The 16,419-nt window shown below is 62.3% G+C and carries 15 protein-coding genes; 9 read left to right on the forward strand and 6 right to left on the reverse strand.

The genetic code is table 11. From position 1 onward, the window contains the following. Positions 1 to 100 precede the first annotated feature (100 nt). The 5 genes from epd (at position 101) to fba (ending at position 4,173) form a co-directional block, all read left to right on the forward strand. Positions 101 to 1,156, forward strand: a complete 1,056-nt coding sequence (epd, locus tag H7995_RS05520; RefSeq protein WP_166592311.1) for an erythrose-4-phosphate dehydrogenase — start codon at positions 101 to 103, stop codon at positions 1,154 to 1,156. 25 nt (positions 1,157 to 1,181) lie between these two features. After that, positions 1,182 to 2,345, forward strand: a complete 1,164-nt coding sequence (locus tag H7995_RS05525; RefSeq protein WP_166592310.1) for a phosphoglycerate kinase — start codon at positions 1,182 to 1,184, stop codon at positions 2,343 to 2,345. A gap of 33 nt (positions 2,346 to 2,378) precedes the next feature. Then, a complete protein-coding gene (locus tag H7995_RS05530) occupies positions 2,379 to 2,600 on the forward strand; it encodes a hypothetical protein (protein ID WP_166592309.1) in 222 nt (73 codons plus the stop codon). Positions 2,601 to 2,659: 59 nt separating this feature from the next. Further along, positions 2,660 to 2,992 carry an MliC family protein gene (locus H7995_RS05535; RefSeq protein WP_185818093.1) on the forward strand — a complete coding sequence of 111 codons (333 nt, stop codon included), beginning with the start codon at positions 2,660 to 2,662 and terminating at the stop codon, positions 2,990 to 2,992. Between the two features lie 116 nt (positions 2,993 to 3,108). Then, on the forward strand, positions 3,109 to 4,173 hold the full coding sequence (fba, locus tag H7995_RS05540) for a class II fructose-bisphosphate aldolase (protein ID WP_027617054.1): 1,065 nt from the start codon (positions 3,109 to 3,111) through the stop codon (positions 4,171 to 4,173). A 69-nt stretch (positions 4,174 to 4,242) separates the two neighbouring features. On the opposite strand, the gene alr is transcribed toward fba, so the two are convergent. After that, positions 4,243 to 5,472: an alanine racemase gene (gene alr / locus H7995_RS05545; protein ID WP_166592307.1), complete on the reverse strand. Its 1,230-nt coding sequence runs from the start codon at positions 5,470 to 5,472 to the stop codon at positions 4,243 to 4,245. Between the two features lie 155 nt (positions 5,473 to 5,627). Further along, positions 5,628 to 6,296, reverse strand: coding sequence for a polysaccharide lyase family 7 protein (locus H7995_RS05550; protein ID WP_185818094.1), 669 nt, complete (start codon positions 6,294 to 6,296; stop codon positions 5,628 to 5,630). 326 nt (positions 6,297 to 6,622) lie between these two features. On the opposite strand from H7995_RS05550, the gene H7995_RS05555 reads away from it, so the two are divergent. The 3 genes from H7995_RS05555 to H7995_RS05565 are packed head-to-tail and all read left to right on the forward strand — an operon-like array spanning position 6,623 to position 9,601. Next, on the forward strand, positions 6,623 to 8,746 hold the full coding sequence (locus H7995_RS05555) for a putative bifunctional diguanylate cyclase/phosphodiesterase (RefSeq protein ID WP_185818095.1): 2,124 nt from the start codon (positions 6,623 to 6,625) through the stop codon (positions 8,744 to 8,746). A 43-nt stretch (positions 8,747 to 8,789) separates the two neighbouring features. Then, positions 8,790 to 9,281: a M48 metallopeptidase family protein gene (locus tag H7995_RS05560; protein WP_166592304.1), complete on the forward strand. Its 492-nt coding sequence runs from the start codon at positions 8,790 to 8,792 to the stop codon at positions 9,279 to 9,281. Between the two features lie 23 nt (positions 9,282 to 9,304). Continuing rightward, positions 9,305 to 9,601, forward strand: coding sequence for a winged helix-turn-helix domain-containing protein (locus H7995_RS05565; protein ID WP_166592303.1), 297 nt, complete (start codon positions 9,305 to 9,307; stop codon positions 9,599 to 9,601). A gap of 47 nt (positions 9,602 to 9,648) precedes the next feature. Here H7995_RS05565 and H7995_RS05570 read toward each other — a convergent pair whose 3' ends face one another. Continuing rightward, complete coding sequence (locus H7995_RS05570; protein ID WP_166592302.1) at positions 9,649 to 10,101, reverse strand: GNAT family N-acetyltransferase; 453 nt, start codon at positions 10,099 to 10,101, stop codon at positions 9,649 to 9,651. Positions 10,102 to 10,366: 265 nt separating this feature from the next. Here H7995_RS05570 and H7995_RS05575 point away from each other — a divergent pair, with 265 nt between their 5' ends. Then, positions 10,367 to 11,104: a substrate-binding periplasmic protein gene (locus H7995_RS05575; RefSeq protein WP_182342709.1), complete on the forward strand. Its 738-nt coding sequence runs from the start codon at positions 10,367 to 10,369 to the stop codon at positions 11,102 to 11,104. A gap of 219 nt (positions 11,105 to 11,323) precedes the next feature. Here H7995_RS05575 and yccS read toward each other — a convergent pair whose 3' ends face one another. From yccS to dbpA, 3 genes are all read right to left on the reverse strand, one after another. Further along, positions 11,324 to 13,507, reverse strand: coding sequence for a YccS family putative transporter (yccS, locus tag H7995_RS05580; RefSeq protein ID WP_166592300.1), 2,184 nt, complete (start codon positions 13,505 to 13,507; stop codon positions 11,324 to 11,326). A 149-nt stretch (positions 13,508 to 13,656) separates the two neighbouring features. Next, positions 13,657 to 14,835, reverse strand: a complete 1,179-nt coding sequence (locus H7995_RS05585) for a BaiN/RdsA family NAD(P)/FAD-dependent oxidoreductase (RefSeq protein ID WP_185818096.1) — start codon at positions 14,833 to 14,835, stop codon at positions 13,657 to 13,659. A gap of 151 nt (positions 14,836 to 14,986) precedes the next feature. Continuing rightward, positions 14,987 to 16,324: an ATP-dependent RNA helicase DbpA gene (dbpA, locus tag H7995_RS05590; protein WP_232534648.1), complete on the reverse strand. Its 1,338-nt coding sequence runs from the start codon at positions 16,322 to 16,324 to the stop codon at positions 14,987 to 14,989. Between the last annotated feature and the right edge of the window lie 95 nt (positions 16,325 to 16,419).

Genomic DNA, 16,419 nt, shown 5'->3' on the forward strand with positions numbered 1-16,419 from the left:
ACAGGGATATACACCGTCCATGTGGGAGCGGGCTTGCCCGCGATAGCGGTCGCTCAGGTGACGCTGCATTAATGGATTCACCACGGTAATCGAGAACCCCATGCCTCAACCGCGTCCTTACAAAGTTGCACTCAACGGCTACGGCCGCATTGGTCGTTGCGTCTTGCGGGCGTTGTTCGAGCGAGGCTCGGCGGCCGGGTTTGAAATTGTCGCGATCAACGATCTGGCTGACATGGCCAGCATTGAATACCTGACACGCTTCGACTCCACCCACGGCCGGTTTCCCGGCGAAGTGAAGGTCGAGGGCGATTGTCTGCATATTAATGGCGACTGCGTGAAGGTCCTGCGCAGTGCCACCCCCGAAGGCATCGATTGGGCGTCCCTGGGCGTCGATCTGGTGCTCGAATGTTCCGGTGCCTACAACACCCGCGCCGACGGCCAGCGGTTCCTCGACGCCGGCGCGCCACGGGTGTTGTTTTCCCAGCCGATGGCCAGCGAGGCCGATGTCGACGCCACCATCGTCTTTGGCGTCAACCAGGACTGCCTGACCGGCGCTGAGCTGCTGGTGTCCAACGCCTCCTGCACCACCAACTGCGGTGTGCCGCTGCTGCGCCTGCTGGATCAGGCATTCGGCCTGGACTACGTGTCGATCACCACCATTCACTCAGCGATGAACGACCAGCCAGTGATTGATGCCTATCACCACGAGGACCTGCGCCGCACCCGCTCGGCGTTCCAGTCGGTGATCCCGGTGTCCACTGGTCTGGCGCGTGGCATCGAACGCCTGTTGCCGGAACTTGCCGGGCGAATTCAGGCCAAAGCGGTACGGGTGCCGACGGTGAATGTGTCCTGTCTGGATATCACCATGCAGACGGTGACCGACACCGATGCGGCCGAGGTCAATCGACTCCTGCGCGAGGCCGCCACCAGCGGCCCGCTCAAGGGGCTGCTGGCCTACACCGAATTGCCTCACGCCAGTTGTGATTTTAACCATGACCCACATTCGGCGATTGTCGATGCCAGTCAGACCCGCGTTTCCGGCCCCCGGCTGGTGAACGTCCTGGCCTGGTTCGACAACGAATGGGGTTTTGCCAACCGAATGCTGGATGTTGCAGAACATTATCTGCAAACAGCTATCAAGAAACCTGCTCTCTAACCTGAGCTAACAGGAAGTGCGACCCATGACCGTGTTGAAGATGTCCGACCTCGATCTGCAAGGTAAGCGCGTATTGATCCGCGAAGACCTCAACGTCCCAGTCAAGGACGGTGTAGTCACCAGCGATGCGCGTATCCTGGCTTCGCTGCCGACCATCAAGCTGGCCCTGGAAAAAGGCGCGGCCGTGATGGTCTGCTCGCACCTGGGTCGTCCGACCGAAGGTGAATTCTCCGCCGAGAACAGCCTGGCACCGGTTGCTGCGTACCTGAGCAAGGCGCTGGGTCGTGAAGTGCCACTGGTGGCCGACTACCTGGGTGGCGTCGACGTCAAGGCCGGCGACATCGTGCTGTTTGAAAACGTGCGCTTCAACAAGGGCGAGAAAAAGAACGCCGACGAACTGGCCCAGCAGTACGCGGCCCTGTGCGACGTGTTCGTGATGGACGCCTTCGGCACCGCGCACCGTGCCGAGGGTTCGACCCACGGCGTGGCCAAGTTCGCCAAGGTGGCCGCTGCTGGCCCGTTGCTGGCTGCCGAGCTGGATGCGCTGGGCAAGGCCCTGGGCGCCCCGGCCCAGCCAATGGCCGCCATCGTGGCCGGCTCCAAGGTGTCGACCAAGCTGGACGTGCTCAACAGCCTGAGCCAGATCTGCGACCAGTTGATCGTCGGCGGCGGCATCGCCAACACCTTCCTCGCCGCGGCCGGACACCCGGTCGGCAAGTCCCTGTACGAGCCGGACCTGCTGGACACCGCGCGCGCCATCGCCGCCAAAGTCAGCGTGCCATTGCCGGTCGACGTGGTGGTTGCCAAGGAATTCGCTGAAAGCGCCGCGGCCACCGTCAAGCTGATCGCTGATGTGGCTGAAGACGACATGATCCTGGACATCGGCCCACAGACAGCTGCGCATTTCGCCGAGCTGTTGAAGTCGTCGAAGACCATTCTGTGGAACGGTCCAGTCGGCGTGTTTGAGTTCGATCAGTTCGGCAACGGCACCAAAGTGCTGGCCCAGGCCATCGCAGACAGCTCGGCGTTCTCCATCGCGGGCGGTGGCGATACCCTGGCGGCCATCGATAAATATGGCGTTGCCGAGCAAATCTCCTACATTTCTACCGGTGGCGGCGCGTTCCTCGAATTCGTCGAAGGCAAAGTGCTGCCAGCCGTAGAAGTCCTGGAAAGCCGGGCCAAGGCCTAAGGCCGCCCGTTGACCAGGCAAAGGAGTGTTCACATGGTCAAGACGTTAGCGACGTTGATCGCCGCGGCGGTGCTGGCCGGCTGTGGGAGTCATCCCAAGGCCGCCAAGGACCCGGATACCGGCGCGCCCGATAAAGGCTGTTACCAGGCCGACTGGCAGGCGGAAACCAACCCGGTGCTCAACAAGCGTTCCGGGCCCGAGGGCCTGGATAAGTACGAGACGCACACTCCGGCCAAGGAACAGGGTTGTCCCTGACCGGTCTGATTCACTAACGCCCAGTGCGGTTGGCATGTGCCGAGCGCCGAGGAAGATGGATGAAAGGCTTGATCGCCGTGGCGTCCCTGGCAGTGCTTGCCGGTTGCGCCAGTTTGAACCCGTTTGCATCAGCGCCGGCAGCGTCCGGCACGTGGACCGACTGGGTCTGTGATAGCCAGGCCCAGGTGCACTGGCGCTTCACCGACACCACGCAGGAATCCGTGGAAGTACGGCTGGGGGATGACCAGGTGCATCGCTTGAAGCTCGAGCCGGCCGGCAGTGGCGCGTTGTACAGCGACGACCAACTGGCATTTCACCTCAAGGGTGAGGAAGGCCTGGTGTACTGGGTGGCTACCAATGATTTGATCGGCCGTGGCTGCAAGGCCAAGTAATACACAGCGAATGCACGCAGGTCGGCTTGACCCCCGATCTGCAATAACTTGAATAGCAGCCGCCGCTACGGCAGGCTTGCACGATTAACGACCCTAAACCGGGAGAGACACACACAATGGCACTTATCAGCATGCGCCAGATGCTGGACCACGCGGCCGAATTCGGCTACGGCGTTCCAGCTTTCAACGTCAACAACCTTGAGCAGATGCGCGCCATCATGGAAGCCGCTGACAAGACTGACTCCCCGGTGATCGTCCAGGCTTCGGCCGGCGCCCGTAAATACGCTGGCGCGCCATTCCTGCGGCACCTGATCCTGGCGGCAATCGAAGAATTCCCGCATATCCCGGTGTGCATGCACCAGGACCACGGCACCAGCCCTGACGTCTGCCAGCGTTCGATCCAACTGGGCTTCAGCTCGGTCATGATGGACGGCTCCCTGGGTGAAGACGGCAAGACCCCGACCGACTACGACTACAACGTCCGTGTCACTCAGCAGACCGTTGCCCTGGCCCACGCCTGCGGCGTATCGGTAGAAGGCGAGCTGGGTTGCCTGGGTTCGCTGGAAACCGGCATGGCCGGTGAAGAAGACGGCATCGGCGCCGAAGGCGTGCTGGACCACAGCCAGATGCTGACCGACCCGGAAGAAGCGGCTGACTTCGTCAAGCGCACTCAGGTCGATGCCCTGGCCATCGCCATCGGCACCAGCCACGGCGCCTACAAGTTCACCAAGCCACCTACCGGCGACGTGCTGGCGATCGACCGCATCAAGGAAATCCACAAGCGCATCCCTAACACCCACCTGGTGATGCACGGCTCTTCCTCGGTTCCGCAAGAGTGGCTGGCGATCATCAACCAGTACGGCGGCGACATCAAAGAAACCTACGGCGTACCGGTTGAAGAAATCGTCGAAGGCATCAAGCACGGCGTGCGCAAGGTCAACATCGACACCGACCTGCGCCTGGCGTCCACCGGTGCGATGCGTCGCCTGATGGCCACCAACCCGAGCGAGTTCGACCCACGTAAATTCTTCGGCGCCACCGTGACCGCCATGCGCGACGTGTGCATTGCCCGCTACGAAGCCTTCGGCACCGCCGGCAACGCTTCGAAGATCAAGCCGATCTCCCTGGAAGCGATGTACCAGCGTTACCTCAAAGGTGAGCTGAACGCCAAGGTCAACTAAGCCTCGAGCGTTGCACCGCCTGCATAAAAAAACCCGCCGAAAGGCGGGTTTTTTGTGCTCGGTGTGGGCTTATTTGTCGACCAGCAGTTTCGGGTTGGAGTTGCCCCACACCGTATACAGGTCGGCCAGCAGCGCGCCGTTGATGTCTTCGACTTCTGCCTGGGCAATCTCGGCGTTGCCCTGCTTGCCGAACAACACCACCTCATCGCCGCTTTTTACGCTCGGTACATCGGTAACGTCGACCATCAAGGTGTTCATCGAAACCTTGCCAACGACCGGCACGCGATGGCCGTTGATCAGCACGATGCCCTTGTTGGTGAACGCACGACGGTAGCCGTCGGAGTAGCCCACGGTGATGTTGGCCAGTTTCGAGTCACGGGCCAGGGTGAAGGTGCGGTCGTAGCCGACGGTGTTGCCCTTGGGGTAGCTGTTGACCGAGGCAACGTGGGATTTGAACTGCATCACCCGGGTGTATTCGGTATGGGATGGCACGGTGTCGCCGAACAGCGCGCCGCCGGGACGGACCATGTCCAGGTGCGACTCGGGCACTTCCAGGGTGGCGAAGGAGTTGGCCGCATGCAGGGTGATCTTGCTGCGGTCCAGTTGGGCCACGCTCATCAGCCATTTGGCTTGCTGGTTGAACGCTTTGAGGCCGGCACGCACGTCGGCGGCGTCCTCCACCGCGAAGTGGGTCATGATTGCCCGCACGTCCAGGTTCGGCACCTTGGTAATGGCTACCGCGTCGCGGCGACCCTGGGCAGTGGTCATTTCCACGCCGTTGCGGCTCATGCCGCTGGAGTTCAGGCCAATGTGCACCACGAGCGGCCGGCCATGCTGTTCGGCAATCAGGCTGGCTTTGACGGCGAAGTCGAGGTTACCCACCAACTCTTCGACGTTGTAGGGCAGGGCCGCTTCCAGCTCACTCAAGGCAGCCGTGCGCACGCGGATCAATTGGCCCTTGAAGCCGCTTTCGCGCACCACACGGATTTCCTCGTTGCTGGCAACGCCCACGCAGGGCACGCCCATGGCGATCACCGACGGCATCAGTAGGCCAATGCCGTGGCCGTAGGCGTCCGCCTTGAGTACGGCGCAGAGTTTTGATTTATCGGCGAGGGTGGCTTGCAAGGCGCGAATGTTGTTTTCGAACGCGCTCTTGTTGATTTCGACCCAGGCGTTGCTGTCCTGGGCGTGGACCTGAGCCACCCCATCGGTCATCGACAAAGGGGGCGCCGCGAAGACCGGGTTGTGCAACAAAGCCATGCCCAGAGAGAGTGCGAGAAGGGAGCGAGTAAAGGGCATCGGGTGTGTCTCCATGACGTACTGATAGGGGGTGTCGTATTTACGCGGGGCAATACTCAGATTGTCCTACAAAAATGTCGACCCCCTCGACGCGGATCTGTCTGAAAGCGTCGTGGTGCTGCATCTGTGTCCCGTCTCGCCCGTGCCACACCCGTTTATTTGTCGTGATCGATGTCCAGCTTGCTGAAGGTCACCTTGCCGCCTTCCTGGCTGTTGCCACTGTTGTCCTGCACATAGACCCCGGCCTTGAAATACAGCGGTTTGTTGCGCCAGGTGGAGCTGATCTTGCTGTCCCACTGGGCGCCGGCGGCGCTGATGCCCAGGGCGCCGCCCGGGCTCAGGTGGATCAGGTAGGAGAAGTCGCGGTCGAGCTTGACCCCACTGGCGATGATGATCACCCGGCCTTCGGCATCGTCCGGGCGCATCCGCACCTTGGCGACGATGTTGCCGGTGGCGGTTGTGCTTTTGTACTGGTACTCGAGTTTCACCAGCGGTTTCTGGCTGTCGTACGCGTGGATCTGGCCGATCACCAACTTGCCCGAACTCGGCACCTGATTCACCGCCAGGGTCGCCCGCAACGAGTTGTCGGCGTCCGGGTAGAGCCAGTTGCGCAGGGTGCCGTTGCTGTAGGTTTCGCGCAGCTCGGTGCGTGGATAGATCGCGTTTTCAGTGCGGGTGCCGGTCACCGGTGCCCAGAAAAACAGGGTGCCGGTGTCGGAATGGAAGTATTGGTTCTTGAAACCACTGACCAGTTTCGGGGTGTCGATGGTAGCCGGGGGCGTGCCAACGGGAACGCTGAGGTTCCAGGTCGCGAGATCGATCATCGTCAAAGAATTCCACGGGTTCTGGCGGAAATGGCGCGGCACAAGCTCTGGTCCGGCCATCTTGGGGGCGGCCTTTATAAGCTCGGGAGCGCGCGTTGTTAATGCCCGTCTGGCGGTTAATTGGCGCCAGCCAAATGGCGACGTGCCACACCTAGCGGTTTGCGGGGCCTGCAAAGACAGTCCGTTAGTCGGGAGCCGCCTGCTTTGGTGCGGTGATGGCGTGTTGATGCCTACTGATTGGGCAAAACCCGGTCTAGAGTGAAACCACAGCAATTTTCCGGTTTTTTCGGTAAGCCGTTTCACCCCTCCCCACAAAGAGAAGCAGCATGGAATGCGCGCAACCTAAGCCAGGTGACGGCCGCTCGGTTCTTTTGATCGTTGATGATTACCCGGAAAACCTGGTCAGCATGCGTGCCTTGCTGCAGCGCCAGGACTGGCAGGTAATGACCGCGGCCTCGGGCCTGGAAGCCCTGAATCTGTTACTTGAACACGAGGTCGACCTGGTGCTGCTGGACGTGCAGATGCCGGGGATGGATGGCTTCGAAGTGGCCCGCCTGATGCGCGGCAGCCAGCGCACCCAACTGACCCCGATCATTTTCCTGACCGCCAACGAGCAATCCCCGGATGCCGTGATCAAGGGCTATGCCCATGGCGCGGTGGACTACCTGTTCAAACCGTTCGACCCACAGATTCTCAAGCCCAAGGTCCAGGCCCTGCTGGAGCACCAGCGCAGTCGCCGGGCCTTGCAGCAGTTGAGCCGGGACCTGGAGGCTGCGCGAGCCTTTAACGCCTCGGTGCTGGAGAATGCCGCCGAAGGCATCCTGGTGGTGGGCGAGGATGGGCGAGTTCGCTTTGCCAACCCGGCCATGTGCCGCTTGCTCAGCGCCAGGGTCGACGAGTTGCAGGGGACAGGCTTCATCGATTTTCTGCAAAAGCCGCCGATCACGCTGTGGAGCGGTTCGGATATCCACGCTCACTACCGCCGTGGCGAGACCTGGCGCGCCCATGATGCGATGCTGCGCACTGCGTCCGGGCAGCAAGTGCCGGTGGCGCTATCCTGTGCGCCGCTGCCGCCCGAGCAGCGAGCGATGGTGGTCACCGTGCTCGACATGTCGGTGGTCTGCCACCTGCATCAGCAACTGGAGTTCCAGGCGGTCACCGATCCGCTGACCGGCCTGCTCAACCGCCGGGGGTTCTACCAGGCCACGGAAAACCTGCTGCTGCGCGGCGAGCGCGCGGGCAGTGTCTGGGTGTTGCTGTACCTGGATCTGGATGGCTTCAAGCGGGTCAACGATTCGTTGGGGCATGACGCCGGCGATCGGGTGCTGCGCTGGGTTGCGGAGCAGTTGAAGGCCTGCCTGCGCCCCTTCGATATTCTGGCGCGCATGGGCGGGGATGAATTCACCGCGCTGCTCGACCTCGAGTTTGCCGAGCAAGCGGCGAAGATGGCGGAAAAACTCATAGAACGGGTGTCGGTCTGTCAGCAGATTGACGGGCTGGACGTGGCGCTGGGCGCGAGCATCGGCATCGCCACGTACCCGGATTGCGGCGCCAGCCTCGACGACTTGCTGCGTACCGCCGATATCGCCATGTATGAGGCCAAGCGCGCGGGTCGCCAGCAGTACCGCTTCTACGACCACGACATGAATGGTCGCGCGCGGACCCGCTTGATGCTCGAGGAGAGCGTGCGCTCGGCCATCGAACACAAGGAGTTCAACCTGGTCTACCAGCCTCAGGTTTCGTTGGTCGATGGACGCATACGTGGGTTCGAGGCCTTGCTGCGCTGGCAACATCCCAGTGTGGGCGATGTCTCGCCGGGGCTGTTCTTGCCGTTGCTGGAAGAGGCACAACTGATCAGTCGCCTGGGCAGCTGGATCTACCAGAGCAGTGCCCAGCAACGAAAGACCTGGGACAAACTGTTCAGCGAAGACATGGTGCTGGCGGTCAGCCTGAGCCACACCCAGTTCGGCATGCCCAACCTGGCTACCGAGTTGCGGCTGGTGCTGGAGCGCCATCAGTTGATGCCCCGTCAATTGGAGCTGGAAATCACCGAAGAGGCCTTGCTGCACAACCCCGAGGAAGCGCGCAAGCAACTGCGCCTGCTGCGCAGCCTCGGGGTGCGGGTGGCGCTCGACGACTTCGGCGCGGGGCCTTGTTCGCTGACCCATCTGCGCGATGTCGAACTCGATACCCTGAAGCTCGACCGGCATCTGGTCGCCCGGGTCCTGGACTCCCCCCGGGATGCGGCACTGGCGCGAAACATCATCGAGCTGGCGCGGCAATTCGGCGTGCTGGTGATCGCCGAAGGGGTCGAATCGATTGCCCAGTATCAGTGGCTGCTGGCCAATGGTTGTCCCTTTGCCCAGGGTTGCCTGGTGGCGCGGCCATTGATGGCGGAGGAGGTCAGGGACTTTGTGCAGCCGTTCGACTGGAGCGCGACGACCGTCTGAATTCGCTACACTGGCGATCTTTCGTGACTTCTGTCGTTGCCCCATGACCGCGCTTAAATACCTCCAGGCTTATCCCGCCGCCCTGCAACAGCAGGTGCATCAACTGATCGAGCAGGATCGGCTGGGCGAGTACCTGAGCCAACGCTACCCGGACAAGCACGCCGTGCAGAGTGACAAGGCGCTGTACAGCTATGCGCTGGAGCTCAAGCAGGAGTACCTGCGCAACGCGCCGGCCATCGACAAAGTGTTGTTCGACAACCGCCTGGACCTGACCCATCGCGCACTGGGCCTGCATACCGCCATCTCCCGGGTGCAGGGCGGCAAGCTCAAGGCCAAGAAAGAAATCCGCATCGCCTCGTTGTTCAAGGAGGCCGCGCCGCAGTTCCTCAAGATGATCGTGGTGCACGAACTTGCGCATTTCAAAGAGTCCGACCACAACAAGGCGTTCTACAAGTTGTGCGAACACATGCTGCCCGGTTATCACCAGTTGGAATTCGATTTGCGGGTTTATCTGACCTGGCGGGACATGCAGTAATCATCACCAGCAGGAGTGTCTGGATGGACGTGAGCAAGACCAAGAGCAGCTTCTACCGTCGCCTGTACGTGGCGTACCTGATCGACAGCGGGCTGGCCAGCAGTGTCCCGGCGCTGACCGAAATCACCGGTATGCCCCGGCGCACGGCCCAGGACACCATTGCCGCCCTGGCGGACCTGGATGTGGTCTGCGAGTTCGAGCAGGAGGACGGCGCGCGCAACCACGCCGGACGTTACTGTATTCGCGAGTGGGGGGCGATCGATCCACGCTGGATCGAGCAGCATCTGCGGCAGATCAAGGCGGTGTTGGGGTATCCCTGAGTTCGCACAGGAGTGCTGGCAAACCAGCACGACTGTGCGAAAAGCCTTCAGGGCCGGCGCATGCCGATATGCGCAATGCCGTCTTCCAGGTATTGCTCGCCGGCCACGGCAAACCCGTAGCGCCCGTAATACCCCTGCAGATGGGCCTGGGCCGACAGGTAGATCGGAGTCTGCGGCCAATGCTTCTCGGCCTGCTTGAGCGCCTGCGCCATCAGCTCATGACCCAGGCCCTGGCCCCGGGCCTGCGGTGCAATCACCACTCGGCCGAGCACCACGTCACCGCCTTGCGAGGTCGGGTCGAGCAGGCGCACGTAGGCCACCAGTTGATCACCGTCCCAGGCCATCAAGTGGCAGGTGTCGCTGTCCAGGTCCAGGCCATCGACTTCCTGGTAGGCACACTTCTGTTCGACCACGAACACCTCTGTGCGCAACTGCAAAATGGCATAGAGCTGCTCTTTGCCCAGGTCACTGTGGTGTTTGCAAACCCATTCAACCGTCATCTTCGCGTCCTTAGAAAAGTCTGGTCCTGATACTAAGCGTCTGGCTGCGTGATGTCTTGTCTGCAGGAAATTCTGTGACAAAGACCAAAATGCCATCATTCATTTAGCGCGGCGTGGTCATCTTTGTGTAATCTGCTTTGAGGCACTTTGCCGAAGCCGTGGTCAGCTATTGTTATAGCCCGGGTTGTGGCCGCCAGTCGGCGTACGGGGTATCGAATCCGGCTCAACACACGCTGGGCTTCGCGCCCTTTAAGGATCCATGGGCATGCCGCGATTGCATCGAGTCTTGGCCTTGATTGGCCTGCTGTTGCTGAGCCAGAGCGCTGCAGCAGACAAGTTGCGCCTGGTGGCCGATGTCTGGCCTCCCTTCACTGACGCCACGCTGGTCAATGGTGGATTGGCCACTGATATTGTCAGCACCGCGCTGGCGCGGGCCGGTTATGCCAGTGATTTCCAGCAAGTACCCTGGGCCAGGGCGTTGCTGGGCCTGGGCGAGGGGCGCTACGACGTCCTGGTCAATGCCTGGTACAACGAGGAGCGCACCCATCTGGGGCAGTATTCCGCCGAGTACCTGCTCAATCGCATCCGCTTTCTCAAGCGCAGGGATGCTCCCATCGAATACAACAACCTGCAGCAGTTGCACACCTACCCGATCGCGGTGGTGCGCGGTTATGCCTATTCCCCGGACTTTGACGGCGACGCCGCCCTGCAGAAGGTCCAGGTGCACAACTTCGCCATGGCCGTGCGGATGCTGGCGGCTGACCGGGTGCAATTGACCCTGGAGGACGAGTATGTGGCCCGCTACTACCTGGCGCGTGAGTCACCCAAGGTGCGCAACGCGGTGGAGTTCTTGCCCCGGCCCTTGAGTGAAAACAGCCTGCATATCCTGGTCAGCCTGAAGAACCCGGACCACGCGAAGATCGTCGCCGGGTTCGATCGGGAAATCGCCGAGATGAAGGCCGATGGGAGTTACGACCGGCTGCTTCGTCAGCATGGGATGTGAAACCCTGCGGGGGCTAGCCTGCTAGCGATGGGGCCGCCCCATTCAACATTTATGGTGCCTGACCCACTGCCATCCCGGGCCCCGGGCAAGCCGCAGCGGGCGCCCGGCCCCACAGATTTGGCGGCCATACGCAAAATTTGTGGGCCGCCAGATTTACTGTGTGCGAGCCGGGCGGGACTCCGTCTGCCCGCGATGAGGTCCCGACAGCCCCCCCGGCGATCAATCCTGGCGCGTATCCTTGATCAAATGCGCTGCCAGCGTCCTTAACGGCCCGAGCTGACGGCAGATCAGCGCCAGTTGGCTCTGTACCAGGCGCTGGCCTTCATCGATTTCATCCGGCATCTGCTCAAGCTCTGCGGCCAGGGCTTCTTCGGCGTCGCTGTGAATGGCGATCGGCAGTTTGCTTGCCAGGCCCTGGGCGATTTCGTCGATGCTCGCCGCCAGGCTGACACCGGCACCTTCGATCAGGTGCTCGCGCACTTCATCCGGGAGCTGCGTCTCGCGGTGCGCACCCAGGCCCGAGAGGTAGCTGAGCAAGGTGTGGGACAGCACCAGGAAGCGGAAGCCGACGTCTGCTTCCTTACGGAAATGCCCAGGCTCCATGAGCATGTTGGCCAGGGTCGTGGACAGTGCGGCATCGGCGTTGTGCGCGTTGCGGCGGGCCAGGCGGTAGGCCAGGTCGTCCCGTTTGCCGGCGGCATATTGCTGCATGATCTGGCGCAGGTAGATGCTGTTGCAGGTCAGGGTGTTGGCCAGCACCTTGTTCAGTCGGCGGCCCTGCCAGTCCGGCAGGAACAGGAACACCGCCAGGCCGGCGATAAGGCTGCCGAGCAAGGTATCGAACAGGCGTGGCAGGAACAGCCCGTAGCCGTCGCCGACCTGGTTGAAGCAGAACAGCACCATCACCGTGATTGCCGCCGTGGCCAAGGTGTAGCGGGTGGTGCGGTTGATGAAGAACACCACGCCGGCGGCGATCGCGAAGCACGATTGCACCAGCGGATTGGGGAACAGGTCGAACAGCGCCCAGGCCACGGTCAGGCCGATGGCGGTGCCGATGATCCGTTGCCCGAGTTTGCGCCGGGTCGCGCCGTAGTTCGGCTGGCAGACAAACAGCGTGGTGAGGATGATCCAGTAGCCCTGCGAGGGGTGGATCAAATGCACCATGGCGTAGCCGATGGTCAACGCCAGGGGCAGGCGCAGGGCATGCCGGAACAGCAGCGAGGTGGGCGTCAGTTGGGTGCGCAGGCGGGTCCAGACATCCTTGAGGTTGCGTGGCGAGCGGTCGAGCAGGCTGCTGTCGGTCGCATCGGCCAGGCTGTCGGGGTTGCTTGCATCGCTGAGCAGGCGGTCGAGGGTGCCAAGGTTGGCGGCCAAGGCCCGCAAGGAGCGCAGCAGGCCGCGCCAGGCCGGATTGCTCTGGATGCGCAGGTGCTCCAGGGACGCGTCGAGGTCGCTCAGGGCCTGGGCGAAGCTGGCGTCGTAGACAAACGGCTGGCGCATCTGGATCGACTCGGCCAGCGCCCGGCAGGCCTTGCCTTGCTGGCGCAGCAGGCGTTGGCAGCGGAACAGCACGTCACTGTGGAAGAAGGCATCGGCCAGGGCGTTGTAGGGGTAGTGCGAGGAGCTGGCGCGTTCGTGGATGTCCTGGGCGAGGAAGTACAGCTTCAGGTAGCGGCTGACCTTCGACCCCGGCCGCCCGTTGCCGACCCGGTGCAGGATGATTTCCTTGGCGGCGTTCAGGGCGGCGACCACTCGCCCGTTCTGCTGCGCCAGTTCCAGGCGCCGGGCCTCGACGTCCATCTGCCGGACGGGCTCGAACAGCGATGATTTGAGCTTGAGGTAAAACCCCAGCTCGCGGAACAGCCGCGCCAGGCTCTGTTGCACCGGCTGGTTGGAAAACAGCGCCTGCCACAACACCGAGAGCAGGCCGTACCAGGCCGCCCCGGCCACCAGCAGCAGGGGCTCGTGCCACAAGTCGGTGACCGCGCCGCCGCGCTGGTCTACGCCAATCATGGTGTAGACCGAGAGAATCAGGGTCGCCGAGGCAATCGCCCCATACCGCTCGCCCAGGGCGCCGAGCATGGTCAGGCCAAAGCTGGCCAGCGCCAGGGCGCACACGAAGATATAGGGGTAGGGGAATAACAGCTCGACCGAGAATGCCGCGACGCTGAAACACACCAGCGTGACCGCCAGCGCATTGAGCCGGCCTTGCCAGCTGTCGTCGGTTTCGGCCAGGGCGCTGGCGATAATCCCCAGGAACAGCGGGATCAGCAGGCCCATCTCATCCTGGTACCAGCACAGCGCCATGCTGCCGGTCAGGGCGATGAACACCCGCACGCTGTAGCTGAATTTATCCAGTGCCCAAAGGCGACGCAGAGACTGACGAAACGAAGTCGATGGCATGAAGTGCGAAGGCCTTCCGGGGCAATGACGCTAAATTGAGCCAGTAATGACGCCGACGCAATGGCGTCGATCACATCTGACAGCAAAAAGTGTTCCTTGTCGGATTGGCCTTGGCGGTTTGCGTGCCCCCTGCAAAGGGCACGCAGGCATCAGACGTACTGCGCCGCCGCGTAGCCCGAAGCCCAGGCCCACTGGAAGTTGAAGCCGCCCAGGTGGCCGGTGACATCCAGCACTTCGCCGATGAAATACAGCCCGGGGCTTTTCAGCGATTCCATGGTCTTGGAGGACACTTCATGGGTGTCGACACCGCCCAGGGTGACCTCGGCATTGCGGTAGCCTTCGGTGCCGGCCGGTACCAGCTTCCAGCTCGCCAGCTTGTCGGCGATCTCGGCAATTTCGGCGTGGGTGTACTGCTTCATCGGCTTGGAGACGAACCAGTTGTCAGCCAGCAGGTTGGCCATCTTCTTGGTGAAGATCTCGCCGAGCAGGGTTTTCAGCTCGCTGTTGGGCCGTTCGGCTTGCTGCTGTTGCAGCCAGGCCGGTACGTCGTGGTCGGGCATCAGGTTGATTTCAACCGTGTCGCCGGACTGCCAGAACGAAGAAATCTGCAGGATCGCCGGGCCGCTGAGGCCGCGGTGGGTGAACAGGATGTTCTCGCGGAAACTCTGCTCGTTGCAGCTCACCAGGCAGTCCACCGAGGTGCCGGACAACTCGCCGCACAGCTCCTTGAGCTGGTCGGTGATGGTGAACGGCACCAGGCCGGCGCGGGTCGGCAGCAGTTCGTGACCGAACTGGCGGGCGACCTGATACCCGAAGCCCGTGGCACCCAGGGTCGGGATCGACAGGCCGCCGGTGGCGATCACCAGGGACTCGCACGTCAATTGGCCGAGGGTGGTGTCCAGCAGGTAGCCGCTGGCGAGCTTCTCGATGGTCTGGATCGAGGTGTCCAGGTGCAGGCTGACGCCGGCCTGGTCGCACTCGCTGAGCAACATCTCGAGGATGTCACTGGACTTGTTATCGCAGAACAGTTGGCCGAGCTTCTTCTCGTGGTACGGCACGCCATGCTTGGCCACCATGCCGATGAAGTCCCACTGGGTGTAGCGGGCCAGTGCGGATTTGCAGAAATGCGCATTCTGCGAGAGAAAATTGCTCGGTTCGGTGTACATGTTGGTGAAATTGCAGCGACCGCCGCCCGACATGAGGATTTTCTTGCCGGCCTTGTTGGCGTGGTCCAGCAACAACACCTTGCGCCCGCGTCCGGCAGCGGTCAGCGCACACATCAACCCTGCGGCGCCAGCGCCAATGATCACGACTTCGGTAGAGCGCAAAACGGTGTCCTCTGGTGTGTCATCACAAAACTGACTGTGGGAGCGGGCTTGCTTGCGATGGGGCTGGCACATTCAACATTGATGTTGTCTGTCAGTCCGCTATCGCGGGCAAGCCCGCTCCCACAGGGATCTTCGTTGGGATGAAGATCGCTTACAAAATCCGCACGCGCAACGAGCGGCCTTTGATCTTGCCTTCGCTCAAGCGCTGCACAGCCTGCTTGGCGATGCTGCGGTCCACGGCCACGTAGGCCTGGAAGTCGAAGATCGCGATCTTGCCGACCTGGGCACCCGGCACGCCGGCGTCGCCGGTCAGTGCGCCAAGGATATCGCCCGGACGCACCTTGTCCTTGCGCCCGGCACCGATGCACAGGGTGCTCATGGCCGGCAGCAGCGGACCACCGCCCTGGGAGGGCAGGTTGCTCAGTTGATCCCAGCTCAGCGGCGACTTCTGCAGCAGCTCGATGGCCTGGGCACGGTGGGCTTCGGACGGCGCCACCAGGCTGATCGCGATACCTTTTTCACCGGCACGACCGGTACGGCCAACGCGGTGGATATGGATTTCCGAATCCCGGGCCAGCTCGACGTTGATCACCATGTCCAGCGCATCGATGTCCAGGCCACGGGCGGCCACATCGGTGGCGACCAGGACCGAGGTGCTGCGGTTGGCGAACATCGCCAGGACCTGGTCACGGTCACGTTGCTCCAGGTCACCGTGCAGGCCGACGGCCGAGATGCCCTTGGCGGTCAGGTGATCGACGGTTTCCTGCACTTGCTGCTTGGTGAAGCAGAACGCCACGGTGGACTGCGGACGGTAGTGCGCAAGCACCTTGACCACGGCGTCCATGCGCTCTTCCGGGGAAATCTCGAAGAAGCGCTGCTCGATCTGGGTGTCGTCGTGGAACGCCTCGGCCTTCACTTGCTGCGGGTTGCGCATGAACTTGGCGGCCAGTTGCTTGATGCCCACCGGGTAAGTGGCGGAGAACAGCAGGGTCTGGCGGCGCTCCGGGCTCTGGGCAATGATTTCTTCGATGGAGTCGTAGAAACCCATGTCGAGCATGCGGTCGGCTTCGTCGAGGATCAGCGTGTTCAGGCCGTGCAGGACCAGCGAACCCTTGCGCAGGTGCTGCTGGATGCGGCCCGGGGTGCCGACGATGATGTGCGCGCCGTGCTCCAGGGAGCCGATCTGCGGGCCGAACGGTACGCCGCCACACAGGGTCAGGACCTTGATGTTGTCTTCGGCACGGGCCAGGCGACGGATTTCCTTGGCGACCTGGTCGGCCAGCTCGCGGGTCGGGCAGATGACCAGCGCCTGGCAACCGAAGAAGCGCGGGTTGATCGGGTTCAGCAGGCCGATACCAAAGGCGGCAGTCTTGCCGCTGCCGGTCTTGGCCTGGGCAATCAGATCCATCCCCTTGAGGATCACCGGCAAGCTTTGCGCCTGGATCGGCGTCATCTCGGCATAACCCAAAGAGTCGAGGTTAGCCAGCATGGCGGCGGACAGCGGCAAAGTATTAAAAGCGGTGGCGATGGTGGTCACGGGACTGGCCTGCAAAACAAAATGTCGCGCAGTGTACCAGTCCGGTG

Source organism: Pseudomonas kielensis (genome assembly GCF_014236655.1).
In the GTDB taxonomy this organism is placed as follows: Bacteria; Pseudomonadota; Gammaproteobacteria; order Pseudomonadales; family Pseudomonadaceae; genus Aquipseudomonas; species Aquipseudomonas kielensis.

Coding starts and splice junctions, on each gene's coding strand:
- epd (WP_166592311.1), top strand. CDS start 101: ATGCCTCAACCGCGTCCTTACAAAGTTGCACTCAACGGCTACGGCCGC.
- H7995_RS05525 (WP_166592310.1), top strand. CDS start 1,182: ATGACCGTGTTGAAGATGTCCGACCTCGATCTGCAAGGTAAGCGCGTA.
- H7995_RS05530 (WP_166592309.1), top strand. CDS start 2,379: ATGGTCAAGACGTTAGCGACGTTGATCGCCGCGGCGGTGCTGGCCGGC.
- H7995_RS05535 (WP_185818093.1), top strand. CDS start 2,660: ATGAAAGGCTTGATCGCCGTGGCGTCCCTGGCAGTGCTTGCCGGTTGC.
- fba (WP_027617054.1), top strand. CDS start 3,109: ATGGCACTTATCAGCATGCGCCAGATGCTGGACCACGCGGCCGAATTC.
- alr (WP_166592307.1), bottom strand. CDS start 5,472: ATGCCCTTTACTCGCTCCCTTCTCGCACTCTCTCTGGGCATGGCTTTG.
- H7995_RS05550 (WP_185818094.1), bottom strand. CDS start 6,296: ATGATCGATCTCGCGACCTGGAACCTCAGCGTTCCCGTTGGCACGCCC.
- H7995_RS05555 (WP_185818095.1), top strand. CDS start 6,623: ATGGAATGCGCGCAACCTAAGCCAGGTGACGGCCGCTCGGTTCTTTTG.
- H7995_RS05560 (WP_166592304.1), top strand. CDS start 8,790: ATGACCGCGCTTAAATACCTCCAGGCTTATCCCGCCGCCCTGCAACAG.
- H7995_RS05565 (WP_166592303.1), top strand. CDS start 9,305: ATGGACGTGAGCAAGACCAAGAGCAGCTTCTACCGTCGCCTGTACGTG.
- H7995_RS05570 (WP_166592302.1), bottom strand. CDS start 10,101: ATGACGGTTGAATGGGTTTGCAAACACCACAGTGACCTGGGCAAAGAG.
- H7995_RS05575 (WP_182342709.1), top strand. CDS start 10,367: ATGCCGCGATTGCATCGAGTCTTGGCCTTGATTGGCCTGCTGTTGCTG.
- yccS (WP_166592300.1), bottom strand. CDS start 13,507: ATGCCATCGACTTCGTTTCGTCAGTCTCTGCGTCGCCTTTGGGCACTG.
- dbpA (WP_232534648.1), bottom strand. CDS start 16,324: ATGCTGGCTAACCTCGACTCTTTGGGTTATGCCGAGATGACGCCGATC.